The 25996-nt window shown below is 61.3% G+C and carries 27 protein-coding genes and 1 pseudogene; 14 read left to right on the plus strand and 14 right to left on the minus strand.

Annotated features, from left to right (window positions below):
• Positions 1–38: 38 nt before the first annotated feature.
• The 6 genes from AC3YOG_RS16050 to AC3YOG_RS16075 all read left to right on the plus strand — a co-directional run bounded on the left by AC3YOG_RS16050 (position 39) and on the right by AC3YOG_RS16075 (position 7392).
• Positions 39–881: a carbohydrate ABC transporter permease gene (locus tag AC3YOG_RS16050; RefSeq protein WP_489935929.1), complete on the plus strand. Its 843-nt coding sequence runs from the start codon at positions 39–41 to the stop codon at positions 879–881.
• A 94-nt stretch (positions 882–975) separates the two neighbouring features.
• Positions 976–2199, plus strand: coding sequence for an extracellular solute-binding protein (locus AC3YOG_RS16055; RefSeq protein ID WP_489935785.1), 1224 nt, complete (start codon positions 976–978; stop codon positions 2197–2199).
• A gap of 64 nt (positions 2200–2263) precedes the next feature.
• Positions 2264–3340 (plus strand): ABC transporter ATP-binding protein, encoded by a 1077-nt coding sequence (locus AC3YOG_RS16060; RefSeq protein ID WP_489935786.1) that lies wholly within the window; start codon positions 2264–2266, stop codon positions 3338–3340.
• 25 nt (positions 3341–3365) lie between these two features.
• On the plus strand, positions 3366–4232 hold the full coding sequence (locus AC3YOG_RS16065) for a MurR/RpiR family transcriptional regulator (RefSeq protein ID WP_489888475.1): 867 nt from the start codon (positions 3366–3368) through the stop codon (positions 4230–4232).
• Positions 4233–4356: 124 nt separating this feature from the next.
• Positions 4357–6369, plus strand: coding sequence for a beta-N-acetylhexosaminidase (locus AC3YOG_RS16070; RefSeq protein WP_489935787.1), 2013 nt, complete (start codon positions 4357–4359; stop codon positions 6367–6369).
• A 129-nt stretch (positions 6370–6498) separates the two neighbouring features.
• A complete protein-coding gene (locus tag AC3YOG_RS16075) occupies positions 6499–7392 on the plus strand; it encodes a LysR family transcriptional regulator (RefSeq protein WP_489935788.1) in 894 nt (297 codons plus the stop codon).
• Positions 7393–7404: 12 nt separating this feature from the next.
• Here AC3YOG_RS16075 and AC3YOG_RS16080 read toward each other — a convergent pair whose 3' ends face one another.
• The gene (locus AC3YOG_RS16080; protein ID WP_489935789.1) at positions 7405–7947 is read right to left on the minus strand and encodes a cupin domain-containing protein; all 543 of its coding nucleotides are present in this window, start codon (positions 7945–7947) and stop codon (positions 7405–7407) included.
• 159 nt (positions 7948–8106) lie between these two features.
• Here AC3YOG_RS16080 and AC3YOG_RS16085 point away from each other — a divergent pair.
• Positions 8107–8502 (plus strand): annotated as a pseudogene (locus AC3YOG_RS16085) (3-keto-5-aminohexanoate cleavage protein); the annotation flags it as partial.
• Positions 8503–8695: 193 nt separating this feature from the next.
• Here AC3YOG_RS16085 and AC3YOG_RS16090 read toward each other — a convergent pair.
• The 7 genes from AC3YOG_RS16090 to AC3YOG_RS16120 form a co-directional block, all read right to left on the minus strand.
• Entirely contained in the window at positions 8696–9673 is a 978-nt protein-coding gene (locus AC3YOG_RS16090; protein WP_489935790.1) for a Bug family tripartite tricarboxylate transporter substrate binding protein, read from the minus strand.
• 101 nt (positions 9674–9774) lie between these two features.
• Positions 9775–10407 (minus strand): nuclear transport factor 2 family protein, encoded by a 633-nt coding sequence (locus tag AC3YOG_RS16095; protein WP_172124617.1) that lies wholly within the window; start codon positions 10405–10407, stop codon positions 9775–9777.
• Between the two features lie 37 nt (positions 10408–10444).
• Positions 10445–11950, minus strand: coding sequence for a tripartite tricarboxylate transporter permease (locus AC3YOG_RS16100; protein WP_489935791.1), 1506 nt, complete (start codon positions 11948–11950; stop codon positions 10445–10447).
• Between the two features lie 9 nt (positions 11951–11959).
• Positions 11960–12430, minus strand: a complete 471-nt coding sequence (locus AC3YOG_RS16105; RefSeq protein ID WP_489935792.1) for a tripartite tricarboxylate transporter TctB family protein — start codon at positions 12428–12430, stop codon at positions 11960–11962.
• 36 nt (positions 12431–12466) lie between these two features.
• Positions 12467–13891, minus strand: coding sequence for an aldehyde dehydrogenase family protein (locus AC3YOG_RS16110; RefSeq protein ID WP_489935793.1), 1425 nt, complete (start codon positions 13889–13891; stop codon positions 12467–12469).
• Positions 13892–13996: 105 nt separating this feature from the next.
• Complete coding sequence (locus tag AC3YOG_RS16115) at positions 13997–14758, minus strand: SDR family NAD(P)-dependent oxidoreductase (RefSeq protein WP_489935794.1); 762 nt, start codon at positions 14756–14758, stop codon at positions 13997–13999.
• A gap of 16 nt (positions 14759–14774) precedes the next feature.
• Positions 14775–15548 carry an HpcH/HpaI aldolase family protein gene (locus tag AC3YOG_RS16120; protein ID WP_172124627.1) on the minus strand — a complete coding sequence of 258 codons (774 nt, stop codon included), beginning with the start codon at positions 15546–15548 and terminating at the stop codon, positions 14775–14777.
• Positions 15549–15750: 202 nt separating this feature from the next.
• On the opposite strand from AC3YOG_RS16120, the gene AC3YOG_RS16125 reads away from it, so the two are divergent.
• Positions 15751–16644 carry a beta-keto acid cleavage family enzyme gene (locus AC3YOG_RS16125; RefSeq protein WP_489935795.1) on the plus strand — a complete coding sequence of 298 codons (894 nt, stop codon included), beginning with the start codon at positions 15751–15753 and terminating at the stop codon, positions 16642–16644.
• Between the two features lie 31 nt (positions 16645–16675).
• Entirely contained in the window at positions 16676–17590 is a 915-nt protein-coding gene (locus AC3YOG_RS16130; RefSeq protein WP_489935796.1) for a cupin domain-containing protein, read from the plus strand.
• 76 nt (positions 17591–17666) lie between these two features.
• Here AC3YOG_RS16130 and AC3YOG_RS16135 read toward each other — a convergent pair whose 3' ends face one another.
• Positions 17667–18605: a DUF6282 family protein gene (locus tag AC3YOG_RS16135; protein ID WP_489935797.1), complete on the minus strand. Its 939-nt coding sequence runs from the start codon at positions 18603–18605 to the stop codon at positions 17667–17669.
• Positions 18606–18723: 118 nt separating this feature from the next.
• Here AC3YOG_RS16135 and AC3YOG_RS16140 point away from each other — a divergent pair, with 118 nt between their 5' ends.
• Positions 18724–19530: a helix-turn-helix domain-containing protein gene (locus tag AC3YOG_RS16140; protein ID WP_489935798.1), complete on the plus strand. Its 807-nt coding sequence runs from the start codon at positions 18724–18726 to the stop codon at positions 19528–19530.
• Between the two features lie 263 nt (positions 19531–19793).
• Here the strand turns inward: AC3YOG_RS16140 and AC3YOG_RS16145 are convergent, their stop codons facing one another.
• A complete protein-coding gene (locus AC3YOG_RS16145) occupies positions 19794–20603 on the minus strand; it encodes an SDR family NAD(P)-dependent oxidoreductase (protein ID WP_489935799.1) in 810 nt (269 codons plus the stop codon).
• A 46-nt stretch (positions 20604–20649) separates the two neighbouring features.
• On the opposite strand from AC3YOG_RS16145, the gene AC3YOG_RS16150 reads away from it, so the two are divergent.
• On the plus strand, positions 20650–21027 hold the full coding sequence (locus AC3YOG_RS16150) for a winged helix-turn-helix transcriptional regulator (RefSeq protein WP_489935800.1): 378 nt from the start codon (positions 20650–20652) through the stop codon (positions 21025–21027).
• A 323-nt stretch (positions 21028–21350) separates the two neighbouring features.
• Here AC3YOG_RS16150 and AC3YOG_RS16155 read toward each other — a convergent pair whose 3' ends face one another.
• The 3 genes from AC3YOG_RS16155 to AC3YOG_RS16165 form a co-directional block, all read right to left on the minus strand.
• Positions 21351–21473: a hypothetical protein gene (locus AC3YOG_RS16155; RefSeq protein WP_489935801.1), complete on the minus strand. Its 123-nt coding sequence runs from the start codon at positions 21471–21473 to the stop codon at positions 21351–21353.
• 274 nt (positions 21474–21747) lie between these two features.
• Entirely contained in the window at positions 21748–22071 is a 324-nt protein-coding gene (locus AC3YOG_RS16160; protein ID WP_489935802.1) for a hypothetical protein, read from the minus strand.
• Positions 22072–22358: 287 nt separating this feature from the next.
• A complete protein-coding gene (locus AC3YOG_RS16165) occupies positions 22359–23249 on the minus strand; it encodes a LysR family transcriptional regulator (RefSeq protein WP_172124641.1) in 891 nt (296 codons plus the stop codon).
• A gap of 98 nt (positions 23250–23347) precedes the next feature.
• Here AC3YOG_RS16165 and AC3YOG_RS16170 point away from each other — a divergent pair, with 98 nt between their 5' ends.
• Positions 23348–23716, plus strand: a complete 369-nt coding sequence (locus tag AC3YOG_RS16170) for a hypothetical protein (RefSeq protein WP_489935803.1) — start codon at positions 23348–23350, stop codon at positions 23714–23716.
• 90 nt (positions 23717–23806) lie between these two features.
• On the opposite strand, the gene AC3YOG_RS16175 is transcribed toward AC3YOG_RS16170, so the two are convergent.
• Complete coding sequence (locus AC3YOG_RS16175; protein ID WP_489935804.1) at positions 23807–24394, minus strand: TetR/AcrR family transcriptional regulator; 588 nt, start codon at positions 24392–24394, stop codon at positions 23807–23809.
• Between the two features lie 156 nt (positions 24395–24550).
• On the opposite strand from AC3YOG_RS16175, the gene AC3YOG_RS16180 reads away from it, so the two are divergent.
• Together AC3YOG_RS16180 and AC3YOG_RS16185 are read left to right on the plus strand one after the other, a co-directional pair.
• Complete coding sequence (locus AC3YOG_RS16180; protein WP_489935805.1) at positions 24551–25312, plus strand: SDR family NAD(P)-dependent oxidoreductase; 762 nt, start codon at positions 24551–24553, stop codon at positions 25310–25312.
• Positions 25313–25345: 33 nt separating this feature from the next.
• Entirely contained in the window at positions 25346–25996 is a 651-nt protein-coding gene (locus tag AC3YOG_RS16185; protein WP_127754283.1) for an NADPH-dependent F420 reductase, read from the plus strand.

Raw genomic sequence — 25996 nt, forward strand, 5'->3', positions numbered from 1 at the left:
GCCCGGGGCGCAAGGCCAGGGCACGCTCCACAAGGGCGATGATCGACCGCTACCAGTGGTACGAAGTGGTCGCGATCTATTCGGGGATCGCGCTATTCCTGTTCTTCGTGCTCGCGCCCTTTATCGAGGGCTTCATGGTCTCGCTGAAGCCGCTCGCCCAGTTGTTCTCGACGCCCTACAGCTTCATTCCGAAAAACGGCTCCTTCAACGCCTATATCGATATGTGGTCCAGCGTCCCCATGCTGGGCCTGCACATCTTCAACTCGTTTTTCATCTCCAGCGTGGTGACGCTGATCGTCCTCGTCGTGGTGGTGCCGGCGGCCTATGCCTTTGCCCGCTTCCGCTTCGCCGGGGCCGGCATGCTGCTGGGTATGTTCCTGGCCGTGAACATGTTTTCCGGCGCGGTGCTCTTGATCCCGCTGTTTCGCCTGATGCGGGCCATGGGCCTGCTCAACACCTATTTCGCCATGATCGTGCCGGGCGCGGCTTTCCTGATCCCCTCGTCTATCTGGCTGTTGCGCACCTATATGCTGCGCATTCCGCGCGAACTGGACGAGGCCGCCTGGGTCGATGGTGCCTCACGCCTTTATACCCTGCGCCGGGTGATCCTGCCGCTGGCCATGCCCGGCATCGTTGTCGTGGCCATCATGACCTTTATCGGGGCGTATGCGCAGCAATTCATCTTTGCGCTGACCTTTAATTCCAAGACGGAGTTCATGCCGCTGCCGATCGGGCTTTATGCCTTTTTCGGCAAGCAGGAGGTGCTCTGGAACGAGCTGATGGCGGCCTCCTTCGTGGGCATCCTGCCCGTCATGATCGTGATCGTTTTTCTGCAACGCTATCTCGTAGCCGGCCTCACCGCCGGGGCAATCAAGCAATAAAGCAACCAAGGGTTTCGGACGCCGGGACCCTGCTCCCGGCCAAGGAAAAAAGCGGCTCTGGAAGGGACCGCGTATCACAAAGGGAGACTAACGCATGAAAATACCCAAGCGCTTCGTCCTGGCCTCACTTGCCGCCCTGTCCGGCTCCACCGGACTGGCGGGAATGGCCGCCGCCGAGGAGATCAACATCATCTTGTGCGGTGATGTGGTGACCCCGGTCTACACCAAACTCTTCGAAGAATGGAACGCCGCCAATCCCGAGTACCCCGTTGCGCCCGAACTCGTCGGCTGGGGTCAGTGCCAGGACAAGGTGACGACCCTCGCCGTCGCCGGCACCCCCGTCGACATCGCCTATGTCGGCTCGCGCACCCTCAAGCAATTCGCCCAGAACGACTTGATCGTTCCCGTCCCGATGTCGGACGAGGAGAAGGCCGCCTACTACAATTTCGTACCCGAGACCGTGACCTTCGAAGGCGCGCAGTGGGGCATCCCGGTGGCGTTCTCCACCAAGGCCTTTTTCTGGAACAAGGATTTGTTCGAACAGGCCGGGCTCGATCCCGAAACTCCGCCCAAGACCTGGGAAGAGCAGCAGGCTTTTGCCAAGCAGATCACCGAGAACACTGACGCCGCGGGCTTTGGCATGATCGCCAAGACCTTTGATGGCACCGTGCACTGGTTCTTGCACTGGATCTACACCAACAACGGGCAGGTCATCGATGCCGATGGAAATATCGTCCTCAACAGCCCGCAGAACCTTGCGGCCCTGACGGCCTTCAAGGACATCGTTCCCTATTCCGAAGAAGGCCCCACGGCCTATGAGCAGAACGAAGTGCGCGCCATCTGGCTCGACGGTGGCCTTGCCATGATGCACTGCTCGGTCAGCTGCGCCAATCGCGGCACGGAAGCCGGCATCAATTGGGGCGTTGCTCCCCTACCAGTTGGTCCTGACGCACAGGGTCCGGGCACGCTGCTGATCACCGACTCCCTGGCCGTGTTCAAGGGCACCGGCCAAGAAGACAAGGTTATCGAATTTGGCAAGTTCCTGACGTCGCCGGCAAACCAGCTGGCCTACGAGCTGTCCGAAGGCGGTCTTACTCCGCTGCGGCCTTCTCCTGAAGTGGACGCCATGATCGCCGAAAAACCGCACTGGAAGCCCTTCGTTGATGGCATCGAGTTTGGCGGTCCCGAACCGCTCCTCACTGACTATGTCGGCTTCCAGAACGTGATGATCGAGATGGTCCAGTCCGTGGTGACTGACCAGGCCGAGCCGCAGGCTGCGCTGGAAAACGCCGCCGCCGAAATCCAGCAGTACAAGTAAGAAACTACAGCGATCTCGCCGCCGCCCACGGGCGGCGGTTTTCCCCATCGGAGACAGCAGATCCATGTCGCAGCTCAGCCTCAAAAGCGTTGAAAAGAGCTTCAATGAAGCCCGCGTCATCAAGGGAATCGATCTGAACGTGGCCGATGGCGAGTTCGTGGTGTTTGTGGGGCCTTCGGGCTGCGGCAAGTCCACCCTCTTGCGCATGATCGCGGGGCTCGAGAATGTGAGCGCCGGCGAGATCGTCATCTCGGGCAAGACCGTCAATGAGCTGCCGCCGGTGCAACGCGGCATTGCCATGGTGTTCCAATCCTATGCGCTTTATCCGCATATGACCGTGTTCGAGAACATCGCTTTTCCCCTGCGGGTGGAAAGGCTGCCCCAGGCCGAGGTGGACAAGCGCGTCCATGCCGCGGCCAAGGTACTGCAGCTGGAGCCGCGCCTGCAGCATCGGCCGGGCCAGCTTTCGGGCGGGCAGCGGCAACGCGTGGCCATCGGGCGGGCGATCGTGCGTCAGCCCAAGATCTTTCTCTTTGACGAGCCGCTTTCCAATCTGGATGCGGCGCTACGCTCGGAGATGCGCATCGAGTTGATGGAGCTCCATAAGCGGCTGGGCTCGACCATGATCTATGTGACCCACGACCAGGTGGAGGCCATGACCATGGCCGACAAGATCGTGGTGCTCGACGCCGGCCAGATCTCGCAGGTCGGCTCCCCGCTCGATCTGTACCACAGGCCCGATAATCTGTTCGTGGCGGGCTTTATCGGCTCGCCCAAGATGAACTTCATCAACGGCACGGTGGCCGCCTTCGATGGCGCGATGGTGAGCCTTGATTTGGGCGTGCTTGGGACTCTTTCCCTGCCCCGTCGGTCGGCGCCCGCTATCGGTGAGCCCGTGACGCTGGGCGTCCGTCCCGAGCATCTCAATCTCGGGCCCGGCGCCTTCACGCTCACCATCATGCCGCGCATTGTCGAGCATCTGGGCATCCACACAGTGATTTATTCCGGGCTGCCGGGCGGCGAGAACTTCATCGGGCTCTTTGAAGGGGATCCCAGGATCACCGAAGGCGCTCCGATCGAGGTTAGCTTCGAGCCCGACCAGGTGCATGTGTTTGATAGCCGGGGGCTCGCCATCTACTAGGCGGGCGCGCGTTCGGGGAGGGCCCATGCTGGACATTGTCGGGCTGCTGCAGAGCGAGAAGACGGTTTTTACCCGCTCGGAGCAGGCCCTTACCGGAATCGTGCTGGCCGATGTGGAAGGCGTGCTCAAGATGAGCATTGTCGATCTTGCCGCCCAGGCCGAGGTGTCACCGCCCACGGTGACACGGTTTTGCCGCCGGCTGGGCTGCGACTCCTATGCCGATTTCAAGGTGAGGCTGGCGCAGTCGCGCTTTGTGGGCCAGCGCTATATCGCCCCAAGTTCGGGGCCAACGAGCGTGCATGACATCGCCCAGGAGGTGGTGAACGGCATCCAGTCCACGCTTTACGACAGCTTCGAGGCGCTGGATTTTGACGCCATCGAGCGCGCGGCCGAGGCACTGGCGGCTTCGAGCTTTGTGCTGTGCTTTGGCTCGGGGGGTTCCTCCTCCATGGTCGCGAGCGAAGCGGAGGCCCGTTTGTTTCGTCTGGGGCTCAAGGTGACCTCATCCACCGACCATCAGGTGCAGCTGATGCGCGCCGCTTCCGCGCCAGTAGGGAGTGTCGTGCTCGCGTTTTCGCTTTCGGGCAATAACCTGCCGCTGGCGCGGGCGCTGGCAGCGGCAGGGGAATATGGCACGACGCGACTGGTGGTCTCGCGCGCGGGTTCGGCCATGGCTGAGCAGGCCGATGTGCTGGTGCCCGTCTTTTGGCGCGAAAACCAGGACATTGTTCGCCCCACTCCCGGGCGCTACGCCTTTCTGGCCACGCTCGACATCCTCGCCCAGACCGTGGCCGTGCGCCTGGGCTCCCGTGCCATTGGCAGCATGCGCCGCATCAAGCACCAACTGGTCGTTAACCGCGACGGTGACGACGCCCAGCCGCTGGGGGACTAGGGCTTTGCGTGGTGCTTTCTTCGGTTGTCCCCACCGACGCCTTGTTTCCCCGTCCATTTCACTCGTCCCAGGGCGGGTGCTGCCACGCCGTCCCTTCTTCCAGCCTGTAGAGTGAATTTTGCCCATGACCATCGCCTTTGCCCTCCGAACCTCCTGGTCCCCTGCCGCTGACGGGGAGCCGCTCGGCTATGGTCTGGAGCTGACCAATACCGGCACCAGCCCGGTTGCCAACTTCCAGCTTGGCTTTTCAGGGCCGGCACGGATCGATCCGACGGCAACGCTGGAAAATGGCACGCTGCTCAAGCGCCTTTCCAACCACACGCTGATCGGGCCGCCCGAGGGGCTGGTGCTGCAGCCTGGCGAAACCTGGGTGGCGACCGCCCGCGGCCTGTCTTATGGCCTGCGGCACTGGAGCGACGGGGCCAATGCGGCCTATGTGGTGCTGGAGGACGGGACGGCGGTGGCGGTAACGACCGCGCCCACCCAGGGCAAGGGGCACAATTCCCCACTCCTGAAAGGCGCAGCCCGGTTTGCGGTGCCGGCCCGATCACCCGCGCGCCATGCGATCATTCCCTGGCCGCGCCAGGTGGCGACCACGGGCAGCCGCATTGCACCCACGGGTTTTGACCTTAAACCGCAGGGCGAAGCGGCAAACCGCGCGGCGGCGGCCTTTGCCGGGCTAGTGCATGATCTGTTCCCCGTGGAGGCCATTGTGCGCCCGGCGTCCGAAGCGGGCCTGCCGGTAAGGCTGGTGGAGCAGCCGGGTATGGCGGCGGAAGCCTACCGGATCGAGTTTGCCGAGGCTGGCGCCATCGTGGCGGCGACCACGCGGCAGGGGCTGTTTTATGGGCTTGTGACCTTGGGGCAGATGCTGCGGGGAGCGCGGCTCCATCCAGACACGTTCAGCTTCCCGACGGGGGGCACCATTACCGACGAGCCCGGATTTGCGTTTCGGGGCAGTCACCTCGATGTCGCGCGCCAGTTCTACACCGGCGCCGAGGTCAGCCAGTTTCTCAAGATCCTGGCCTGGAACAAGATGAACAAGTTCCACTGGCACCTGACCGAGGACGAAGCCTGGCGCATCGAGATCGATGCTTATCCCGCGCTCACCGAGGTTGCGGCCTGGCGTGGCCATGGTCTTGCGATGCCGCCGCTGTTGGGCTCGGGGCCGCAGCCCACAGGGGGGTATTACTCCAAGCCGGTTATCCGCCAGATCGTGGCCTTGGCCGATAGTCTAGGGATCGCGGTGATCCCCGAAGTGGATATGCCAGGGCACTTCTATGCGGCGCTGCAAGCACTGCCCGAATTGCGCGATCCCAGTGAGACCGGCCAATACCAAAGCGTGCAAGGCTTTCCCAACAACAGCCTCAACCCGGCCCATGAGCCGGTCTACCGGTTCGTCGAGGCCGTGGTGGATGAAGTGCTGGAGCTGTTTCCGGCCGGCATCTTCCATATCGGCGCCGACGAGGTGCCGCTGGCGGCCTGGTCAGGCTCGCCGCTGGCGCTGGACATGCTGGAACAGCTCGCAGGGCCCGAGATGCGTCAAAAGCACGAGGCACAGTTCAACCAGCTGGGCAACCATCATGGCGCCGACGAGATCGAAGGCTCCCCCACCGCGATCCTGCAGGCCGAGTTCATCAAGCGCGTCCACGCCTATATCACCAAGAAAGGCGCCCTGACCGGCGGCTGGGAAGAGGCGGCGCATGGCGATGCCGTGACCAAGGAGCATTCCTATGTGATCGGCTGGCGTAATGTGGAGGTCAATGCCGAGCTGGCCGAGCGCGGGTTCGACATCGTGGTTTCCCCGGGCCAGCGCTATTATCTCGACATGGCCAATGGCGTCTCCTGGGCCGAGCCGGGCGCCGGCTGGGCGGGATGGTCCGGCCCGCGCGAAACCTATGAGTTCGAGGCACGGGAGGGTTTTTCGCCAGAGGCGCTCAAGCACCTGTTGGGTATCCAGAGCTGCATCTGGTCGGAATCGATGACTGACCGCGCGATCTTTGATCGCTTGGTTTTCCCCCGCCTTTCCGCCGTCGCCGAAGCGGGCTGGACCCTGCCCGAGCATAAGAGCTGGGAGCGCTTCGCCTCCATGGTCGGGCTGATGCCCATCATGTATGGCCACTGGGCCAGCGAGTGACAGCTTAACCGGGTTCACGGCAATAGCCGTGTCATCATCGTTCAAGACACAAGGGGAGCCAAGGCTCCCTTTTCGCTTGGTCACCCCATAGGCGATATGTCTGGGCCCAATGTCTTAGAGGTGAAACACATGGATTTGCTCGCTCTCGCTGACTTCAACCTGGTTGCCCGCCATGGCGGGTTCGGCAAGGCGGCAAGACAAGCCGGGCGCCCCAAGGCAACATTGTCCCGCCGGGTGAGCGAACTGGAAGCGAGCCTGCAACTGCGCTTGTTTGAGCGGGGTGGGCGCGCCCTGAAGCTTACGCAGGAAGGCCGCGCTTTGTTCGAGCGAACTGGCGTTCTGCTCACTGAACTCGAGGAGGCTGCGGCAGCTATTGCATCCGGTGGCGAGAATCCACGCGGCACGCTCCGGATCAGCGCGCCATTGTTGTTCTCCCAGATGGCGATGGGAAAACTCGCCGCCGAGTTTGCGATGAAATACCCCCAGGTCCGGCTCGAGGTGACGGGTGAGGACCGCAATGTCGACATGGTTGAGGAGGCCTATGATCTGGTGATCCGGGTCAACCCAAAGCCCGATGAAAGTCTGGTCGGACGCGCCTTCCTGCATGATCGGCTCGTTGTGGTTGGGAGCCCCGCCTTGGCGCGTCCGGACAAGGACGAGCCGGTGCCAGCGGTTGTCCGGGTGTCAGGCGAGCGCGCCGTGACCTGGAGCCTGCGCTCGCCGACCGGACCCAAGAGCATGGCCATTGATCCAATTCTTAAACTTTCATCGCTGCCCATGATCCGCGATGCTGTCCGTGCAGGGGTTGGCGCCGGGCAACTGCCGATCTCGTTGGTCAGCCATGACCTGGCCGCCGGCCGGTTGGTGCATTTGGGCGACATCGATGCTCCCGACACCACTCTTTGGGCGCTTTATCCGTCTCGGCGCCTGCTAAGTGCGCGGGTATCGGCCTTTCTCGAGCATTTGCGGCTGGCCTTTCCTAAAGGCACGCCGGACGAGTTGGCGGCCTATGTCGCGTGGTGACGAAAGGATGGTTCATCCACGAGGAGGCAGAAACTCACTATGAAAACGGGCGGCATTGGCCATCAGGATTTCGCGGCGCTCCGCCAGGATTTCGGGAGTTGGCGGGGTCGGTGGCGCGGTGCGGCTCGGGAGCACTTCACCGACGAGTTTGAAGAATTCTTCCTGCCCCGCCGGCAGGCAGATGCAGAGGAAGCGGGCCGGAGCCGCCGACACCACGCGAAAGCCATGCGGCGCATTGGCCGGGATGTTGATGGATTGGCCGGGGCCGACGTGATGGACCTCGTCACGGAAGGCAATTTCTAGCTCGCCTTCGAGAATGTGGAAAATCTCCTCGAAATCATGACGATGGGGCGGTGGACCCCCAGCCGGCACCAGCATGTCGATCATTGTATAGCGACCGCCGGTCTGCTCGCCCGAGATCAGGATGGTGTAGGTGCCAGCTCCGATGCCCAAATGGGTAAGTCCTGCATCCTCTGGGTGGACGATGGTCGCGGTGCGGCTGGGATCATCGGGTGGAAGTTGGGTGGATTGTTCGATAATTTGGCTGTTGCTCATGTCGTTTCTCCTAAGAACATGAACAAGATATGCCGGTGCGTTGGCGAGCGGCAGATCGCAGATTTGGACGAACAGTCTCACCCATGGAACACTGGCCCGCGATCCTTCCGCTGCCACGCACTGCCTATGGCGCCAGTTGACGCTCTATCGCCGCGTTCGGGCTTACTGCGGCTGACGCTGAACGGCGCGGAAAGTCGGCGAACGCTAGCCGGCCGCTTCATTGCCGAAACTTTTGGTCCAGCATCCAGCACCTGGCCTTTGCCACATCGGACATCTTCGCTGCCGCCTCCGCCCTGCGCGCCAATGGCATGGCCACGCTGCAGACCTCGCCTAATTACTACGAGGATCTGCGGGCACGGCCGGGGATTGGCGAAGCCATGCTCGATCGGCTGCGCGCTGCCAATATTTTTTATGACCGCATGCCGACGGGGAGTTCTTCCAGCTATATTCGCGCAATATCGGGGAAGGCTTCTTTTTCGAGATTGCGCAACGCCGGGCCAGCTATGCCGGCTACGCCGCTCTCAACGCGCCTTCCGTATCGCCGCGCAGAAGCGAGCGCTGGCAATGGTGGCTGGCCTTGAGGAAGGCGGACCTTGGAGCTCAAGGTACAGAGCAACGAAATTGCTGAAGTGCAGAAACCGCCCCGACATTCGAGAGCCCGCGGACATGGTCAGCGGATCGATACTCGTGGCGGGCATTACCGCCCCTGAGTGAGGGGCGGTAATAGACATGCGTTGAGAACGTGTCCTTAGGTCGGCCGCACAAGCCCGGCGTCGACGAGCGGCCGGATCGCCTCGATTTCGCGGGCAACGGTTTCGCGCATTTCGTCCGGTGTGTTCAGGACAGGCGCCACGCCGAGCGAAACCAGCAGCGCCTGCGATTCCGCCAATTTGCTCCAGGTTTTGAGCGTATCGTTGATCTTGCTGATGATCTCGGCCGGCATGCCCTTGGGGCCAACAATACCAAACCATAGGGTTTGCTGATAACCGTCAAACCCCTGCTCGGCAACGGTTGGCACATCCGGAAGCTCGCCCATGCGCTGGGCCGAGGTGACCGCAAGGGCCTGCAGCTTGCCGGCCTTAATATGCGCAAGGTAGTTGGCCGGGGCGTCGGCGGAAAAATCTATGTGCCCGCCAAGCAGGTCGGCGGCTAGAGGCGGCGAGCCCTTGTAGGGCACGTGGTTGATTTCCACTCCCGCCTGTTGGCCAATGATGGCAGCACAAATGTGACCCTTGGTGCCGGCGCCGGGATTGCCGATATTGACCTGCCCCGGATTGGCTTTGGCATAGGCGATCAACTCCGGCAGCGTCTTGGCTGGGGCGTTCATGCTGGCAGTCAGCAGCGCCGGGCTTTCGGCAAAAACCGTAATGGGCTCAAAATCAGCTTCTGGGTCATAGGCGAGGTTGGTTTGCACCACCTTGTTCGCCGCCAAGGGTGCGCTGCCGCTGACCAGGATAGTGTAACCATCCGGCGCGGACCGCGCGAGCTTGCCACCGGCCAGCGCGCCAGCGGCACCAGCAATATTCTCCAGCACGAATTGCTGGCCGTATTCTTTGGTCAGGATATCGGCAACCAGACGCGCAAGGATGTCGCTGGTGCCGCCCGGCGGATAAGCTGAAAGAACTGTAACCGGCTTGCTGGGCCAGCTATCTTGCGCGAACGAAATTCCTGTTGAGGCCAATAGTCCTGCGGTACCGCCAAGGACGATAAATTCGCGTCTTTTCATGTTTCCCTCCTGCACGCCCTTTTCGATTGCTTGGGCTTGGCTGGAGCGATACTTAGCGCATAGCTACAGCAGCAGGTATTCAACAAGCCGCCCATTCCACCTCACGAAACAGGTCCCTCGCCTGCCAACCACTGCTCTTCGTTGGCATGAAAGTCCGCGAGTTCCTCCGGTCGGTCATCACCAAGCAGGTCCTGGTTGACCATCACGCCACGGCTGCGCTGGATATAGGTGAGAAACTTGTAGGAGGGCCGCATGGTGTCGAGCAAGGCGCGGTCGATCGGTAGCGGGTCAGACGCGAGCGTGGGCGCCATCACGTCACGCTCGAAAAAGACGTGGAAGCTAGCCAACTTCCAGTCGCCACTCTCGCATATAGCGCGGGAGAAGAACCGGCAGAATACCTGGAAGTCGACTTCCACCCCTTCGAGCTTGGCCCGGTTGAAGATCATGGCCGGGCTTTCGATTGTGGCGCGGTTCCCAATGATCTGAGCAAAAGCGGGAAACACCCAATGCTTGCTGTTGCCGGTGTTGCTCATCCACTTGCGCGTTGCCGCGACATAGGCGTCGCCCCCTCTGCCGTCATACCAGCTGGTGCGGACATAGGCGTCACGATGAAAGCACGCAGCCATCACATCGAACCGGCGCTGGTCGCGCGCAAAGCGTTCGCGGCGTACTAGGTCGAACAGCACCGCACGGTTGAGATAGTCGCCCTCACCTTGGCCGACGTTGATTTGCATGACTGGTCCTCGTGTTTAGTGAACGGGCGGGTTGAGGTCAGTCTACTTCCTGGAGCCCATCCTGCCGCACCTTTCGGAAGGCAGGCAGGAGGATCGAGACTAGGAGGGCCGCTGCGATCAGCAGGGTTGCGACACTGACAGGGCTCGTGACGAAAACCGTCGCGTCTCCGTGCGAGATCAGCAGCGCACGCCGCAGATATTCTTCCGCCATGGGACCCAGGATCAATGCCAGGATCAGAGGGGCTGGCTCGGCGCCGGCCTTCCGGAAGAAATATCCAAGCACGCCGAACAGGGCCATGAGGTAGACATCGAAAGCGCTGTTACGGATGCTGTAGACGCCAATGGCGGTGAATACGCAAATCAGCGGGAATAGATATTTATAGGGCACCGAGATCAGCTTGGCCCACATGCCGACAAGCGGCAGGTTGAGGATAAGCAGCAGCAGATTGCCGATCCACATCGACACGACGAGTCCCCAGAAAAGGGCGGGTTGCTCGGTCAGGATATTGGGGCCCGGCTGCACGCCCTGGACCACCAGCGCTCCTATCATCAGAGCCATGGTCGCGGTGCCTGGCAGGCCCAGCGTCAGCATGGGGATAAAGGCGGTTTGGGCGGCAGCATTGTTGGCAGCTTCGGGCGCAGCCACGCCCTCAATGGCACCTTTACCAAACTCTTGCGGATGCTTGGAGATTTTCTTTTCTAGCGCATAAGCTGAGAATGAAGATAGCAGCAGGCCAGCGCCCGGAAGGACCCCCAGCAGCACGCCGATGCCGGTACCGCGCATGATGGGCATTGTCATGCGCTTCCAGTCGTCACGGGTGGGAAATAGCGAGCTCACCTTTGCGATGGTTGCGGCCCGCGTATCCTCATTTTCCAAATTGGCTAGGACGTCCCCCAGACCGAAGATGCCAGTGGCAATGATGACGAAGTTCAGCCCGTCCATCAGGTCCGGTGAGCCGAAGGTATAGCGCGCGGCCCCTGAATTAACGTCGGTGCCGATGAGGCCCAGCAGCATGCCCAGCAGCACCATGCCAAAGCCAGTGAGCAAAGAGCCGGATGTCAGTACCATTGAGGTAACGAGACCGAGTACGATCAGCGAGAAATATTCGGTGGGACCAAAGCTGAGAGCCATGCCGGCAAGAATGGGTGCGGCGATGACGATGAAAAGGGTGCCGACCGTCCCGGCAAAGAAACTTCCGATGGCGGCTGCGGCGAGCGCCCGACCCGCCTTGCCCTGCTTGGCCATCTCGTGGCCATCGAGCGTGGTCACCACCGAGGAGGCCTCGCCGGGCAGGTTCATCAGGATCGCGGTGGTGGAGCCACCATATTGTGAGCCGTAAAAGATGCCGGCCAGCATGATCAGGGCGGTGTCGACTGGTAGCCCGAAGGTGAAGGGCAGGAGCATGGAAATGGTGGCAATAGGACCGAGGCCCGGCAACACGCCGACGGCGGTGCCCAGCAGCACGCCCGCAAAGCAATATGCGAAATTTGTAAACGTGCTGGCAGTTTGTAGGCCGAGCAGCAGCCCGCTGAAGATGTCCATGTCGACCTCTTAGATACTGGGAGCGCCCAGAGCCTGCAGCCAAGTCCCGACCAGCGGGATGGGCAGACCCAACAGCGAAACGAACAGGACGCCGCAGACAACCGAAAAGGCTGCGGCTCCACCAACGGCCTTCCAGTTCAGTTCGAACCGGATGCTGGCCATGCCAGCTCCAAGACACAGCAGGAGCACCGCAAGAGGCAATCCCAACTTGTCGAGCAGGAAGCCGAACACGCAGATCGCACCCGAGACAATGGCGATAGGCAACCAGCGCGTCAGTCCGATTGCCTCGGAGGTACCAAGGCGGGCTCGCGCCAGGATGACGAATCCGGTCAGAGTCAGCAGAGCTGAGATGACGACCGGGAAAAAACCTGGGCCCATTCGGCCCGGCGTGCCCAGCGGATAACCGAGCGCCATTAGCAGGGCGATGATGCCGATGGCGGTGAAAAGTCCGCCCTGAACAACATCTTGCGTAATCTTCACGTGCACACTCCTGGAGCTGATGCTGGTGTTCAGGCGCTAGCCTGGATAGCCCAGCACAGCCTTGACTTCGAGATACTCACGGAAGCCGTAGACCCCGAACTCCCGGCCGTTTCCGGACTGTTTGTAGCCGCCGAACGGCAGACTGCGATCGAATGGTGCGCCATTAAGATAAACGCGCCCTGCCCTGATGCGTTTGGCCAGTTTGAGCGCGCGCTCAGGGTCGCTGGACTGGATGAAGCCTGCCAGACCAAAGGGCGTGTCATTGGCGATCTCGATCGCCTCCTCTTCGGTTTCGTAATTGAGGATTGAAAGAACCGGGCCGAAGATCTCTTCGCGGGCTATGGTCATCTGCCTGGTGACATCGCCGAACACCGTCGGGTGAACGTAGTAGCCCCGGTTCATCTCGGCTGGACGGCCAGTCCCGCCGGCGACCAGGGTGGCGCCCTCGTCGATGCCGCTCTGGATAAGCTTTTGCACCTTGTCGAACTGGCTCTGGCTGACCAGCGGTCCCAGAGTGGTCTCCGGCAGGAGCGGGTCGCCGAGGCGGATCGAGGCTACGGCGGTTCTTGCCGCATCGAAGGCGGCGTCGCGCTGCGAGACGTGGACAAGCATGCGGGTTGGAGACTGGCAGTTCTGGCCAGCATTAGTGTAGCAAGCGTGGACGCCCGCGATCACCGAGGCGCGAATATCAGCATCGCGCAGGATGATGTTGGCGGACTTGCCACCCAATTCCTGCGCCACCCGCTTAACAGTTGGGGCCGCCAGCATGGCCACGCGAATGCCGGCATTGGTCGAGCCGGTGAAAGAAACGAGGTCGATCTCGGGGTGTGAGGCAAGCGCCTCCCCCACCGTGGGCCCGTCGCCATTGACCAGATTGAAGACGCCGGGCGGCAGACCTGAATCATGGATGATCTCGGCAAGGATCATGGCGCTGAGCGGAGCGATTTCGCTCGGCTTCAGCACCACGGTGCAGCCGGTCGCAATGGCCGGCGCAACCTTGGAGGCCACCTGGTTGAGCGGCCAGTTCCATGGCGTTATCAGCCCACACACGCCGATGGGCTCGTGGCGCACGATGCCAGGGCCCATGCGTTCCTCGAAAGCAAAGTCGGCGAGCACACGAGCGGCTTCCTCGAAGTGGAACAGCGCGACGGTGGCCTGGCGTTCGGTGGAAAAGGTGATCGGCGAACCCATTTCCAATGTCATGGTCCGCGCCAGTTCGGGCAGCCGCGCGCGGAAGCCCAAAATAATGCCGCCGAGCCAGATCAAGCGCTGCTCGACGCTGGTCTCGGAATAGGATGCGAAAGCGCGACGGGCTGCGCTCACGGCGCGATCCACATCGGCAGACGAGCCCAGGCTGATCCGGCCGATGGTTTCCTCCGTTGCCGGATTGACTACGCCCAAAGTCGGGGCACCGACGGGCTCGACCCACCGGCCATTGATATAGAAGTTCAGCTTATCCATGCCTGCCACCTAAGCCCGTAAGGCCGATCGCTTTCATCACTAGTGCATCATCCTCTGGTCGCAAGGCACCGGCAGCAGGCGTTCCGCCTGGCGAGGCGAACTGTCTCAGAGGTGCCGTCCCTCATCCACCGGCACGACGATGCCGGTGGAGCTGGTCAAATTGACGATACAGGCCACTACGGCGCGAGCCACATCGTCAGGTGTGGTGACATGGCCAAGCGGCAGCCGTTCGGCCGTCTTTTCCAGTTGCTCGCGCGAGCGTCCCGGCACAAAGCCAGTATCCACGCCAGCGGGCGAGACCGAAAACACCCGGACCTTGGGTGCTAACACCTTGGCCAGAGCGATGGTGAGCGCATCGACACCCGCCTTGGCCGCTACATAGGCCAGGCTGCTGCCGATTCCGGTTCTTGCGGCAATTGACGAGACATTGACGATCGCTGCGCCGGTGCCGCGCTCCAGCAGGGGGCGAAAGGCTCGCATGACTGCAAATGGCCCCCGCAGATTGATCAGAACCGTTTGATCAAAAATGTCGTCGCTCAGAGCGGCGAGGTCGGCCACTGGCACAGGTGTCGTGGATCCGCCGGAGTTGACCAACGCGCCGAGGCTGCCGAAGCGTTGGTCGATGGCAGCGGCCGCCTCGGCGATGGTCCCGCCATCCTCCATGGAGATCCGCATGGCAAGGTGGCCGCTGCCCTTTAAACCAGCAACAACTTTATTGGCAGTTTCAGCTTGGCTGTTGTAGCCAACGATGACGGTTGACCCTAAGGCGGCAAGTCGCGCGGCGGTCGCCCGGCCGATGCCACTGCTGCCGCCAGTCACCAAAACGGTGCGTGGGACGGCGAGCGGCGGAACATCAATCAAATCCATGCCAGATCTCCGATTGTTACGCCGAGAAATCCTTGAGCGCCGCCGTGGCGGCGTTGCGGATGAAGCCGTGATCGCTTGAGAGCACGATGGCTGTGGCGCCCAGGGCGGTGACGAACTCCATATCCGGCTTGGTCGTCGGCAGCATCATGAGGGGGGTATTGGCGTCCTTGGCGGCATCAGCCACACGGCGGGCAATGTCCGCGACATTGAGCGCGGCCTCGGGGTTGTCACGGAACGAGGCCGTCAGGTCGCCCCGCCCGACAAAGAGGGCGTCGATGCCCTCAAGTTTAGCGATGTCGCCGGCCTGATCAATGGCGTCCTGATCCTCGATCATGGGGATCACGGCGATCTGACTATCCTGCAATTCCATATGCTGGACTGAACCCACGCTGCCCCAGTTGCTCGCCCGCGACAGCCCGACAAAACCTCGGCTGCCAGGAGTGTAGTGGGCAGCGCGAGCGATTGCCCGAGCTTTTTCGACGGAAGCAACATGGGGGACCATGATGCCCATCGCCCCAGAGTCGAGACAAGACAGAACATTGGCTTCGGTAAATTCAGGAATTCGAACGATTGGCGCGAGGTTTGCGGCGCGGGCAGCGAAAATCATCAGGTCGGTGATGGAGCGATCCAGCGGCGCATGCTCCTGATCGATGATAATGAAGTCGTAGCCAATCTGCCCCAGCATTTCGATGACTTGGGTAGTTGGCAGCTTAACGAAGGTGCCAAAAAGACGCTCGCGCGCCAAAAGGCGGGCACGAAAGGTGGAGAAGTGGGGGCGCTGCTCAGACATGGATCGTTCCCTTTTGCGCACCTTCTATACGTAGACGGCAGCAGCGCGAGACGTTGAACCGGCGCCATTTCCCTGTGCGAAATGGCCCCGACACGGCGTTTCCTTGAGCGAAACGGTGCCGGAATCCGGTTGCTGGTGGCAGACAGCAAGTGGGACTTAGCCCTCACCAAGCCGCCTATGCGGCCGTTCGAAGGACCTGACCGTGGCCGATCCCACCATCCTCACCTGCGCGGTGACGGGCAATATCACGACCTTGGCGCAAACGCCTTATCTGCCCGTAACGCCCGAGCAGATCGCCAATGCTGGGCTTGAGGCTCTCCGAGCAGGCGCTGCAATCATCCATGTGCATGTGCGCCATGACGATGGGCGTCCTAGCATGGAACTCAAACATTACCGCGAAGTGGTCGAGCGCCTTCGCGCGGCCGACGAAGATGTGGTCATCAACCTGACTACCGGGCCGGGGCAGCGGTTCATTCCAAGCGAGGAAAATCCCAGCATTGCCGCACCCGGCACAACGCTGATGCGGCCTGAACCACGCGTGTCGCATGTGGAAGTGCTTCGCCCCGAACTCTGCAGCCTCGATTTCAATACGATGTATTCGGGCACGTCGGTGGTTATCAATACGCCGACAAACCTTTCCATCATGGCTGAGCACATTCAGGCGGCAGGCGTACGTCCCGAAGTCGAGGTGTTCGACAGCGGCGACATTCAACTGCTCAACGACATGGTGCGTCAGGGCAAGCTGGAGGCGCCGGTATTCTGTCAGATCGTGCTGGGGGTACGCTACGGCGCCGTCGCCACGCCAGAAACGATGGCTTATCTCAAGAGCCTGCTGCCGGCAGGCTCAAACTGGGGTGGGTGCGGCATTGGCCGCTTTGAATATCCGATGCTGGCCCAAGCCTGGCTGCTGGGCGGCCACATCCGCGTCGGGCTCGAGGACAACATTTTCCTTGAAAAGGGCGTGCTAGCCCAAAGCAACACGCAACTGGTTGAGAAAGCGGTTCGGCTCGTGCGGGAGTTGGGCGGCCAAGTGGCTACGCCTGGCGAGGCGCGGGAAATCCTCGGACTCAAGAAGCAGGCGCCGCTTTCCGAATAGTGCCTGCACAATAATCTTAGGGACAACTAAAATGTATAATTCCAGCGATCCGCGATCCACCCTGTCCGGCGATAAGCCGAAGCCCGAAGCGAGCTGGGTGCACAACTCGTTCTTCGGCTCGCAACTCGCGCTGTTCTATGGCACCCCGCCCCAGATCAAGGACGCCAGTGGCGAGACCTGGATCAGCCGGGGGCAGAACTTCGTCGTCGCCTACAGCAAGGCCTTGGAAGGCGGCGCGTTCGAGCGTACCGCGCAGGCCGACGAATACGCTGTTGTCATCCCCGATGCAAAAACGCGGGTCGAGATCACAACCGAAGCTGGCACCGAGCTGGTACCAGGATATTCGGTAGTATTCGTGCCCCCCGGCAAGAGCACTATTCGCATGCTGACGCCGGGTACAATCGTGCGGCTGCTGACGCCGAAATCGGCGGATATGGCCAATGCCGCTTCAAATGCCGACGCCTTCGCTGACCCGCACCCCAATGTGCCGCCGTTCCAGGCCTGGCCCGAGCCTGCTGATGGGTTGAAACTGCGGTGGTACACGCTGGACGTGCCCGAGGATCCGTCGCGCTTTGGCCGCATCTTCCGCTGCACCACCTTCATGGTGAACTTCCTCACCCCCCGCGTTGGTCCGCGGGCCCGCGACAACGTCTCGCCGCATCATCACGAAGATTTCGAGCAGTGCTCGCTGGCGCTCAGTGGCGCCTTTACACACCATCTGCGCTGGCCGTGGACCACGAACATGAATGTATGGCGTGAGGACGAGCACCTTTATTGCGAGTCCCCCTCGATCTGCGTGATTCCGCCGCCTTCGATCCATACCACGACGGCCGAAGGGCCAGAGGTGAACCAACTGGTGGACATTTTCGCGCCGCCGCGGCTGGATTTCTCGCTCAAGCCCGGCTGGGTGCTAAATGCAGACGACTACCCGCTGCCCAACGGATAGCGAGGGCCGAGCCGTAGACACGAAAAAGCCGGGGCATGAGCACCCCGGCTTTTTCTATTAGGTATTGGCTCCCGCCTCAGGTCGCCAGGCCCACGAGGCGCGCAGGATTGTGGGTGACCATGGTGCGAACATCGGCCTCGCTGTAGCCCAGCGCCAGGCAGAGCTTGATTGCCTGTCGCATGCCTTCGACCGGGGTGGGATTGTCCACCTGGCCAAGGTCAGATCCGATCGACGAATTGGCGACACCCGCCGCATCAATGTGGTCCTTGAGTTCCTGGGGCGAATAAACATTGAAGCGCGAGTCGACATACATGGCGGCGGACTGCTCTACGATCACGCCAAGATTGGCGAAGTCGCGCACGTCTTCAGGGGTGAAGTGCAATCCGTACATCGGGTGGTTGATCAACAGGCGCTTGACGCCACGGCTGCGTGCCTCGTCGAACAGCTTCCAAATTTCCCAAACATGCAGGTGGCCTGACGACAGGATAACGTCGAACTCGGCGATCTGATCAAGGATTTGCTTAACAACGTCGAGGACATTGCCCAACTCATCGACGACCGTCAAAGCCGGCGAATTCATCAGTTGCACATTGGAGACGAGCCGCGACTTGCGGTGCGAGCTGCGGATGTGGTTGGCGGACTGCGCTGTGGGCATCCAGATCAGCTTGGCGCCCATCTTGAGTTGGGCATCGACCACATAGGGGTTCAGACCGCCCGTGGAGTTGTTGAGCACCAGCCCGCTGAACATGGAGAATTCGCTGTTATCGATCAGCCGCTCCATCAGCGGGATGAACGGGGCGGAAGAATAGTGATGATCCTTGAACAGCACGGCCCGCATACCAGCGGCTATGGCCTCTTCGGCGGCCTGCATATGGTCAAGCTGGCGCGGCATGGTCGAGGGGCCGGAATGCACATGCAGGTCCAATGCACCCCGCAGCAGACCCGCCGCGACGTCTTCATCGACGCCGGCCATAAGCTGCCGCGCCTGTTCCCGATTTTGTGCACTCGTGCCCATAAAACTCTCCCGCCTGATACCCAGTCGGCATAGAGGTTGACGCCGGCGCGGCTCAACCTATAGTCCCCCCTGTTTCGTGCTGCGGAACAACAATGCGCCATGGAATAAGGGGCAAACGGTGGGCATACGGTCGATCGAACGGTGTCTAAATGTGCTGCTGGAACTCAACCAACAGCCCATCAACACGATCGCGCAATTGCATGCCCGCACAGGACTGCCCAAGCCCACGCTCGTTCGCATCCTCAAGACCCTGGAAGAAGCGGGGTATGTGGAGAACGATACGCGACAAGGCGGCTATCAGGTGAGCGGGCTGGTGACCTCGCTTAGTTCGGGCTACCACAAGAGCCCGCTCGTAGTTGAAGCGGGCCGTGCCTGGGCGCTGGCCATTACCCGCAAGCACAAGTGGCCCATAGCCATCGCCCTGCCAGACTATACCAGCATGGTTGTGCGCTTCAGCACGGTGCCCGACAGCCCGGTGTCGCCATTCCACAGCACGGTCAACCGACGCTTGCAGATGCTGACACGAGGCTTGGGCTTGGCCTATGTCGCGTTTATCGAGAGCGAAGAGTTTGCGCTTATCCTGGACGCGCTGACCAAGTCGGAAGATCCCGAGGATGGCCTCAGCCATCATCCACAGGAGGTCCACCGTTTGCTGGCACAGGTGCGCAAGGCGGGCTATGCGACGCGGGCCTCATTTGTCGAGCCGCGCAATTCGAACACCATTGCCGTGCCGATCATTAGCCTTGAGGGACGCGTGCTGGCGAGCCTGGGGCTGACCTATTTCAAATCCGCCTTCACATCTGAACTCGAGGCCTGCGAGCGCTTTGTTCCAATCCTCCAGTCAGCAGCCGTCGCCATCGCGGATGACCTTGGCCGCCTTTCCAACAAAATGGCGGTGGACGTGTCGGAATTCGGCGCTATCTAAAGGCGCTCGCCAGACCTCGCCTCGAAAGCGGCGCGATAATTTGCGCTATGGCGCGGCCGTACCGCAGCCACGTTGTCGGAACCACCCGGGGTCAGCACTCTGCTGTGGTCAACGTCCAAACGGTCGATCGGCCGCAAAGAGCGCCAGGCCGATCACGCCATCCGCCCGCATCTCGCCTACGGCTAGAATGCGTCTGACCGCTCAAAGTCGCTAACGTGAATCCTTACGTGTCCTAGAATGCTCATCGAGCGTTCCGCATCACTTTAAGTGGTAGGTAGCATGCCGCCATCCAATCGCAGGTTGGACCCAGTGATATAGCCGGCTCTAGGGCTGACCAGGAAGGCGATGGCGTCCGCAATTTCCTCCAATGTGCCAACGCGGCCGACTGGGACTTGCGCAAACATCGGCAACACGGTCTGTTCAACCTGCTCCCAAGCCGCGCCCGCGGGAATGCCGTTGGCAATGCCGACAGCTCGGAACCCGGTCTCGAGGCTGATGCTGCGAATAGTGCCAGGCGACACGATGTTCACGGTAATGCCGTCGAGCGCCACCGCCTTTGCCAATGACGCCGTCATCGCGATCATGGCGGCTTTCGCCGCCGAATAGTCCGGCCGCGTCGCGGGCGGCATCATGCCAGCCAAGCTCGCGATGTTGATGACCCGCCCCCACTTGGCCGCCCGCATATGCGGCAGCAACAAAGCCGTTACCCTGACCGCGGCCACCACGTTGCGACCAAAGGCGGAAGCCCAGGTGGCCGCCCGCGTATTGGTCCAGTCCTCGGTGCCGCCGGAGCCACCGGCATTATTGACCACGATGTTGATCGGGCCAGCAAGGTCCCGTGCTTCGGTAACGAGGCGCTGCACGTCCCCATCAAGTGTCAGGTCCCCGACCACCGCATGGGCACGCCCTCCATCGGCGACGATCTCTTTTGCAACCTGCTCGGTTTTGCCACGATCGCGACCATGGACAATGACGGTCGCCTTCTCGCGAGCGAGCCCACGCGCAATCGCCTCGCCGATCCCTTTGCTGCTCCCGGTAACGAGTGCGACTTTGCCGTCCAGTTCCAAATCCATGCCATAGCGCCTATCGTGAAGTCGTTTTGCATAGATAGATCGGTCCATGACCCTGACAATTACGCACTTAAAAGTGCCTGCACCCAATCCGGATCGGTCTGTTTGCCTCGGGCCGGAGGGATCGGCGGCCCATGTCACGAGAGTGTTGGCCATGGTCAGCGGTCGCTGGAAACTTCCGATCCTGTTCCGTCTTTTCGAGCGACCGAGACTGCGAAACTCAGAACTCAGACGGGACATGCCGGAGGTTTCCCAGAAGATGCTGACGCAGCATCTGCGGGAGTTGGAGAATGACGGGTTGTTGATCCGACAGGATTTTGGCGAGCAACCACCGCGCGTCGAGTACAGCCTCAGCGATGCCGGCCGCGGTTTGATCCCGGTGCTGGCAGCCGCAAAGCGGTTCTCGGAAAGCCACCCAGGCGGTTAGGTCCGGAGCCCGAAGCCGACGTGCCAAGACATCAATGGTCCTGTCGGTCAGCCGCTGTCTGTTGGCGCGGTCGGAGCGTCAAGGTCCCGGGGCGATGAGAGTGCGGATCAGCCCGGTCGCAATGGCGTTCACATTGGTGCGCAAGTCGGCGACTTCTAATGCCACGCTGCGGGTGAAGGTGAGTAGGCCCCCTTTGCAGCGCCATGGAATGAAGCCCCGGGCTCGGGATCGCCTTCATGCACGCAGGTGATATTGATGATCTTGCCGGCTCCCTCAGCGTCGCGGCGGCGCCTAATGAACGCCCGGCTACAATAGAACGCACCTTAGAGATCGCTCTTGATGACCTTGTCGAACTCGGCCGTTTCCACATCGGCCACCGATGTGCCGCTCGTGCCCTTGCCGGCATTGTCGACAAGAAGTGCCGGGACACCCAGTTCCCGCTCCACGCGGCGGAAGAGCGCACCAGCCGTGGCTCTTCCTGTCCCAGGTCAGCGATGCGGCGGCCTTCGCATCCTTGGATCGGGACCTGTCCTGGTCTATCTGGCGCGATGCGTTGGCGCCAGACTCGGATCCGAGTTCGGCCCGATAGCTGCCGGTACGCCAAGTGAGCAGCAAGGTCCCAATTGGGGTGTATGCAGACTGGCAGGTTTCGGTTGTGATGGCATTCGTACCGGAAGTGGGAATGCTGCTCCGGAACCTAGGACGGTGCCAACCCGAGTGTCATGGCTTGCGGGCGCCAGTCGCTTTCCAGAATTTCGTCTTCTCTATCACGTAGCCTGACGGAAAAATCGCCACCCAGAAGTAGAAGGCGTTGATGTAAGACGCGATATTGCTCGGACCATCTGCGCTCCTGCCCAGTACAGCAGGTAGTAGAAAGGCCGTAACGAGTGGCACAAACGGCAGAAAACTCGCCACCAGACCTAGCACAATGCGACGCCTGTCCGATCTTTCTGCACGACGAAAAAATGACGTAAGAAGCACGCAGTAACCTACTACGCCCACCGAAATCCCGATGTAAGTTTCCGCAATCAACTGCTCCGTCATAGCGCAGGGTAGCTCCCATCCGCACATACTTTCGCCGGAGCTGGTCTCAGCAGGATCGACGTACCCAGATGATGAGTGCGGACGGTGCTGATGTCCACCTATGTGATTTGAACTTCGATGCTGACAATGCGCATCTCACCTATCTCAAGCGGCCGCTGAGGTTCCAATGGGTGCCCGATGCAATCGGCTAGGCTGCTTTCAGGAGTAAGCTCGATACCTTCAACCGTCCGGAATGGGGTAGGTTCCGTCCGGACGGTCGTCTGCGGAGGCATTGCCCGCCTGCGTGCCTATGGTGCCTTCATGGCATCGATAAAGGCGCGGAGGGCTGGAGGTTGGTTGAGCCGGCCAGCATAGTACAAATGATTGGGCGGCACGTGGTAGTGCCAGTCCTCCAGCACCCGAACCAGCTCTCCCGAGGCTAGATAAGGCGCAACATGTCGCTGCAGCACGATGGTAACGCCCACGCCTTCGCGGGCGCAGGCGAGCAGCAAATCATTGTCGCTCGTCACGAACGTGCCGGGAGCGTCTAAAGCCAGCGTCTGGCCATCGCGCTCAAAGGTCCAGCGGTGGATGAAGCGGGCCGAAGGGTAGCGAAAGTTGAGGCAGTTGTGCCCTGTTAAATCCTGAGGGTGCTGCGGCGTCCCGAATCGGGCGATATAGGACGGCGCGGCGACCACATAGAGCGTATCACCTTCATCAAGCCGAATGGACACCATGTCCTTTTCCAGCGAGGGCGCTCGCCTGATACCAGCATCGAACCCTGCGGCCACGATGTCCACCAAGCCATCATCGATCACCAGCTCCACGACGATTTCGGGGTAATCGGTCGAGAAGCGGCGCAGCTTGGGCAGCACTAGCTCAAACGCTGCTGAGCGATGCGTTGTAACCCTGACCCGCCCGGAGGGGCGGCCGCGATCAGCGTCAAGATCGGCGATGGCCAGATCGATTTCAGCGATGGCGGGCCGCAAGCGGGCGAGAAGACGTTCGCCGGCCTCGGTCGGCGCAACGCTGCGAGTGGTGCGATTGAGCAGGCGCACGCCCAGTCGGTTCTCCAATGCCTTGACCCGGTGGCTCAATGCGGATGCGGAAACACCTAGCAGAGGGGCAGCCCGGCTAAAGCCGCCCGCCTCCACTATTGCGGCCAGAACAGCCATGTCGCCCCAGGTGTCACGATCCATTGCTGAGCTCCATTCACAAGCCTTGCAAGTTCTTCCCAGCTAGTCCTCAGGGATCACAGGATACATCTTTGGTCCTGTCAACACGAAAGGACACTTCCATGTTTGTGAAAACCAGCTTTGTCGCCCTTGCCCTACTCGCCGCTTCTCCCGTTGCCATGGCAGCAGAAAGCTTGGTGTCGGATCGCGAGATCAACGGTCATTCGATCAGCGAGATCGAGGCAAATCTTAAAGCCAAAGGCATCGACGTCACGGGCATCGAGAAATGGGGTGACGCATTGCGTGCTCACGCCCAGAGCGCAAGTGGCGCCTTCTACTGGGTATTCGTCGATCAGCATACATTTCGGCCGCTCGAGGCCGCCCATGCGGTAGCCACCAGCCTTGACGTAGGCACGACCTCGGACGCCGTCCGCACCGCGCCTTCCTCATCTCAGGCGCCACTCTCACTGTCTCAGAACAGTGACGAGTAACCGACCTGACTCGAGGCTGTCACCAGCCTCGAGTCCTATTGGCTTGTGCCGGGAAGATCCCGAGCAAAGGGTGTTCCGCTTCCCACCCGATCAAGGTTTCGCAGGCCAGGCCGAAAGCGCCTGCTCGGCCACGGCGTCTAGCATTGCACGGCTAAAGCCAGCTTTGGCCTGCAAGGCCATGCCGTGCAGGACTGCCATCAGGAAAGCCGCAAGGGCCGCGGGCTTGGCGTTCGGGGGCAAGTCACCCTCGGCTACTGCCCGCTCGAAGCGCTCGCGGAACTGGATTTCACCTGCTGCCCGGACATCTATCAGCGCCTGTCGGATCGGCTCGGCATCATCCGATGCAGCCACAGCCCCATTGATGTTCAAACAGCCCGTATGCGCGGGATAGCGGGTGTTCAGGTCGGCTGAGCTGAACAGCATATGGACAGCGACATCCCGTGCTGTCGGCAGAGCGAGAGCTTCGGGAATGAAGGTCAGGTAGTGCTCGTTGTAGCGCGCCAGGGCCAGGCGAAACAGCGCTTCCTTATTGCCAAAAGCGGAGTAAAGCGCCGGCCTTTCCACGCCAGCGGCCTTGGTGAGGTCGGCATACGAAGCCCCCTCATAGCCCTTGTCCCAAAACACCCCCAGCGCCGCATCAAGTACTTTATCAGGGTCAAACTCGCGATGACGTCCCATCAGCTCAACTCAACACATTCCATAACGGCTATTATTAAACCGCTTGACACGCCACGTCAAGGTTTCGTAACGGTCATTAGTGTAACCGACGTTATGCAATAGATTTCGCCGCATTATACGCCCGGCCGGTAGCTGGTCGTCCATGAAAGACTTCTCATGTCAAATATCTTAACAGGCAAGATTGCCCTGGTGACTGGTGGCTCGCGCGGTTTGGGTGCCGCCACAGCTGAGGCGCTGGCTGACCAAGGCGCAGATGTCGCCATCAGCTATGTTGCCTCCGCCGGGAAAGCCGAAGCACTGGTCGACAAGCTCAAGGCGAAGGGTGTGCGCGCCCTGGCGATCCAAAGTGATCAGGCTGACACCGCCGCGGCAAAACCCTTGATTGAAAAGGTCCTGGCCCATTTTGGCAAGCTCGACATCCTCGTCAACAACGCGGCGATCGTCGCCAAGGGGCAGATGGTCGACGATCTCGCCCTGGATACGGCCGCTCTCGACCGGCAGTGGCAAGTCAACGTCATGGGCGTCGTGGCGACCACGCGGGCGGCAGCGTCGGTGCTCTCCGATGGTGGCCGCATCATCTTCATCGGCTCGCTGAACGGCACCCATGCTCTGGTTACCGGTGTTGCCGACTATGCGGGAGCCAAAGCCGCCATCAACGGCTACGCCAGGGGTGTCGCCCGAGATCTGGGTGGACGCAACATCACGGTCAACGTCGTCCAGCCCGGCGCGATGCCCACCGACATGATGGCGAACGTCTTCGGCGGCACTGTTGCTCCCGAGGCTTTCCTGGATCTGCACCCTATCCGCCGGATCGCCACACTCGAGGAAGTGTCAGAGGTGATCTGTTTCCTGGCAGGCCCGCATGCCGGCTACATGACGGGCGGCATTATCGATGTGGCTGGCGGCCTTGGCATCTGAAAAGCTCCTGGCCCAGTCCGTCTAGGAGCTGTCATGACCACGATCGGCATCATCGGTGCAGGCGAAGTCGGCACGCAATTCGCGCGCGCAGCCATCGCGAATGGCTACCACGTCGTGCTGGCCAATTCACGAGGCCCTGAAACGCTGCGCGACCTCGTTCAAGAACTGGGGCCATCAGCTCAAGCCGCAACTGCGGCACAAGCTGGAGCCGCAGCCGATTTCGTGGTCGTGGCAGTGCCGCTCAAGTTGATCAACGACATGCCCGTCGACGAACTCGCGGGCAAGGTCGTGCTCGACACCAACAACTACATGATCTGGCGTGACGGCCATTTCCCCCTCGTCGATTCCGGCGAAAAGACTGTGCACGAACTGCGCCAGGAGCAGCTTCCCACATCGAAAGTGGTCAAGGCCTTCACCCATATCCAGGCGCCCCGGATCAATAGCTGGGGTCGACCGGCCGGAGCCCCCGACCGGCTAGCGCTGTCAACTTCAAGCAATTTCTCCGAAGCCGTAGACCTCGTCACCCGGCTTTACGACCAGTTCGGTTTCGACACCGTGGACCATAGTCCGCTCAGCCAATCCTGGCGCAGCGCTCCCGGGCAACCGGCGTGGAAGCAGGAGCGCCAAACCCGGCCAGAGCTGATGGCCAATTTGGCCCGGGCACGCCCCATCGTCCGGTCCTAG

It is taken from the genome of Devosia sp. Z6_126 (genome assembly GCF_058133495.1).

Excerpts from the sequence above, each read along its gene's own strand:
- AC3YOG_RS16170 (WP_489935803.1), top strand. The coding sequence starts at position 23,348 with ATGTTTGTGAAAACCAGCTTTGTCGCCCTTGCCCTACTCGCCGCTTCT.
- AC3YOG_RS16050 (WP_489935929.1), top strand. The coding sequence starts at position 39 with ATGATCGACCGCTACCAGTGGTACGAAGTGGTCGCGATCTATTCGGGG.
- AC3YOG_RS16060 (WP_489935786.1), top strand. The coding sequence starts at position 2,264 with ATGTCGCAGCTCAGCCTCAAAAGCGTTGAAAAGAGCTTCAATGAAGCC.
- AC3YOG_RS16115 (WP_489935794.1), bottom strand. The coding sequence starts at position 14,758 with ATGGATTTGATTGATGTTCCGCCGCTCGCCGTCCCACGCACCGTTTTG.
- AC3YOG_RS16185 (WP_127754283.1), top strand. The coding sequence starts at position 25,346 with ATGACCACGATCGGCATCATCGGTGCAGGCGAAGTCGGCACGCAATTC.
- AC3YOG_RS16180 (WP_489935805.1), top strand. The coding sequence starts at position 24,551 with ATGTCAAATATCTTAACAGGCAAGATTGCCCTGGTGACTGGTGGCTCG.
- AC3YOG_RS16055 (WP_489935785.1), top strand. The coding sequence starts at position 976 with ATGAAAATACCCAAGCGCTTCGTCCTGGCCTCACTTGCCGCCCTGTCC.
- AC3YOG_RS16070 (WP_489935787.1), top strand. The coding sequence starts at position 4,357 with ATGACCATCGCCTTTGCCCTCCGAACCTCCTGGTCCCCTGCCGCTGAC.
- AC3YOG_RS16080 (WP_489935789.1), bottom strand. The coding sequence starts at position 7,947 with ATGAGCAACAGCCAAATTATCGAACAATCCACCCAACTTCCACCCGAT.
- AC3YOG_RS16065 (WP_489888475.1), top strand. The coding sequence starts at position 3,366 with ATGCTGGACATTGTCGGGCTGCTGCAGAGCGAGAAGACGGTTTTTACC.
- AC3YOG_RS16090 (WP_489935790.1), bottom strand. The coding sequence starts at position 9,673 with ATGAAAAGACGCGAATTTATCGTCCTTGGCGGTACCGCAGGACTATTG.
- AC3YOG_RS16175 (WP_489935804.1), bottom strand. The coding sequence starts at position 24,394 with ATGGGACGTCATCGCGAGTTTGACCCTGATAAAGTACTTGATGCGGCG.
- AC3YOG_RS16135 (WP_489935797.1), bottom strand. The coding sequence starts at position 18,605 with ATGGGCACGAGTGCACAAAATCGGGAACAGGCGCGGCAGCTTATGGCC.
- AC3YOG_RS16150 (WP_489935800.1), top strand. The coding sequence starts at position 20,650 with ATGACCCTGACAATTACGCACTTAAAAGTGCCTGCACCCAATCCGGAT.
- AC3YOG_RS16160 (WP_489935802.1), bottom strand. The coding sequence starts at position 22,071 with ATGACGGAGCAGTTGATTGCGGAAACTTACATCGGGATTTCGGTGGGC.
- AC3YOG_RS16165 (WP_172124641.1), bottom strand. The coding sequence starts at position 23,249 with ATGGATCGTGACACCTGGGGCGACATGGCTGTTCTGGCCGCAATAGTG.
- AC3YOG_RS16075 (WP_489935788.1), top strand. The coding sequence starts at position 6,499 with ATGGATTTGCTCGCTCTCGCTGACTTCAACCTGGTTGCCCGCCATGGC.
- AC3YOG_RS16110 (WP_489935793.1), bottom strand. The coding sequence starts at position 13,891 with ATGGATAAGCTGAACTTCTATATCAATGGCCGGTGGGTCGAGCCCGTC.
- AC3YOG_RS16095 (WP_172124617.1), bottom strand. The coding sequence starts at position 10,407 with ATGCAAATCAACGTCGGCCAAGGTGAGGGCGACTATCTCAACCGTGCG.
- AC3YOG_RS16130 (WP_489935796.1), top strand. The coding sequence starts at position 16,676 with ATGTATAATTCCAGCGATCCGCGATCCACCCTGTCCGGCGATAAGCCG.
- AC3YOG_RS16145 (WP_489935799.1), bottom strand. The coding sequence starts at position 20,603 with ATGGATTTGGAACTGGACGGCAAAGTCGCACTCGTTACCGGGAGCAGC.
- AC3YOG_RS16120 (WP_172124627.1), bottom strand. The coding sequence starts at position 15,548 with ATGTCTGAGCAGCGCCCCCACTTCTCCACCTTTCGTGCCCGCCTTTTG.
- AC3YOG_RS16100 (WP_489935791.1), bottom strand. The coding sequence starts at position 11,950 with ATGGACATCTTCAGCGGGCTGCTGCTCGGCCTACAAACTGCCAGCACG.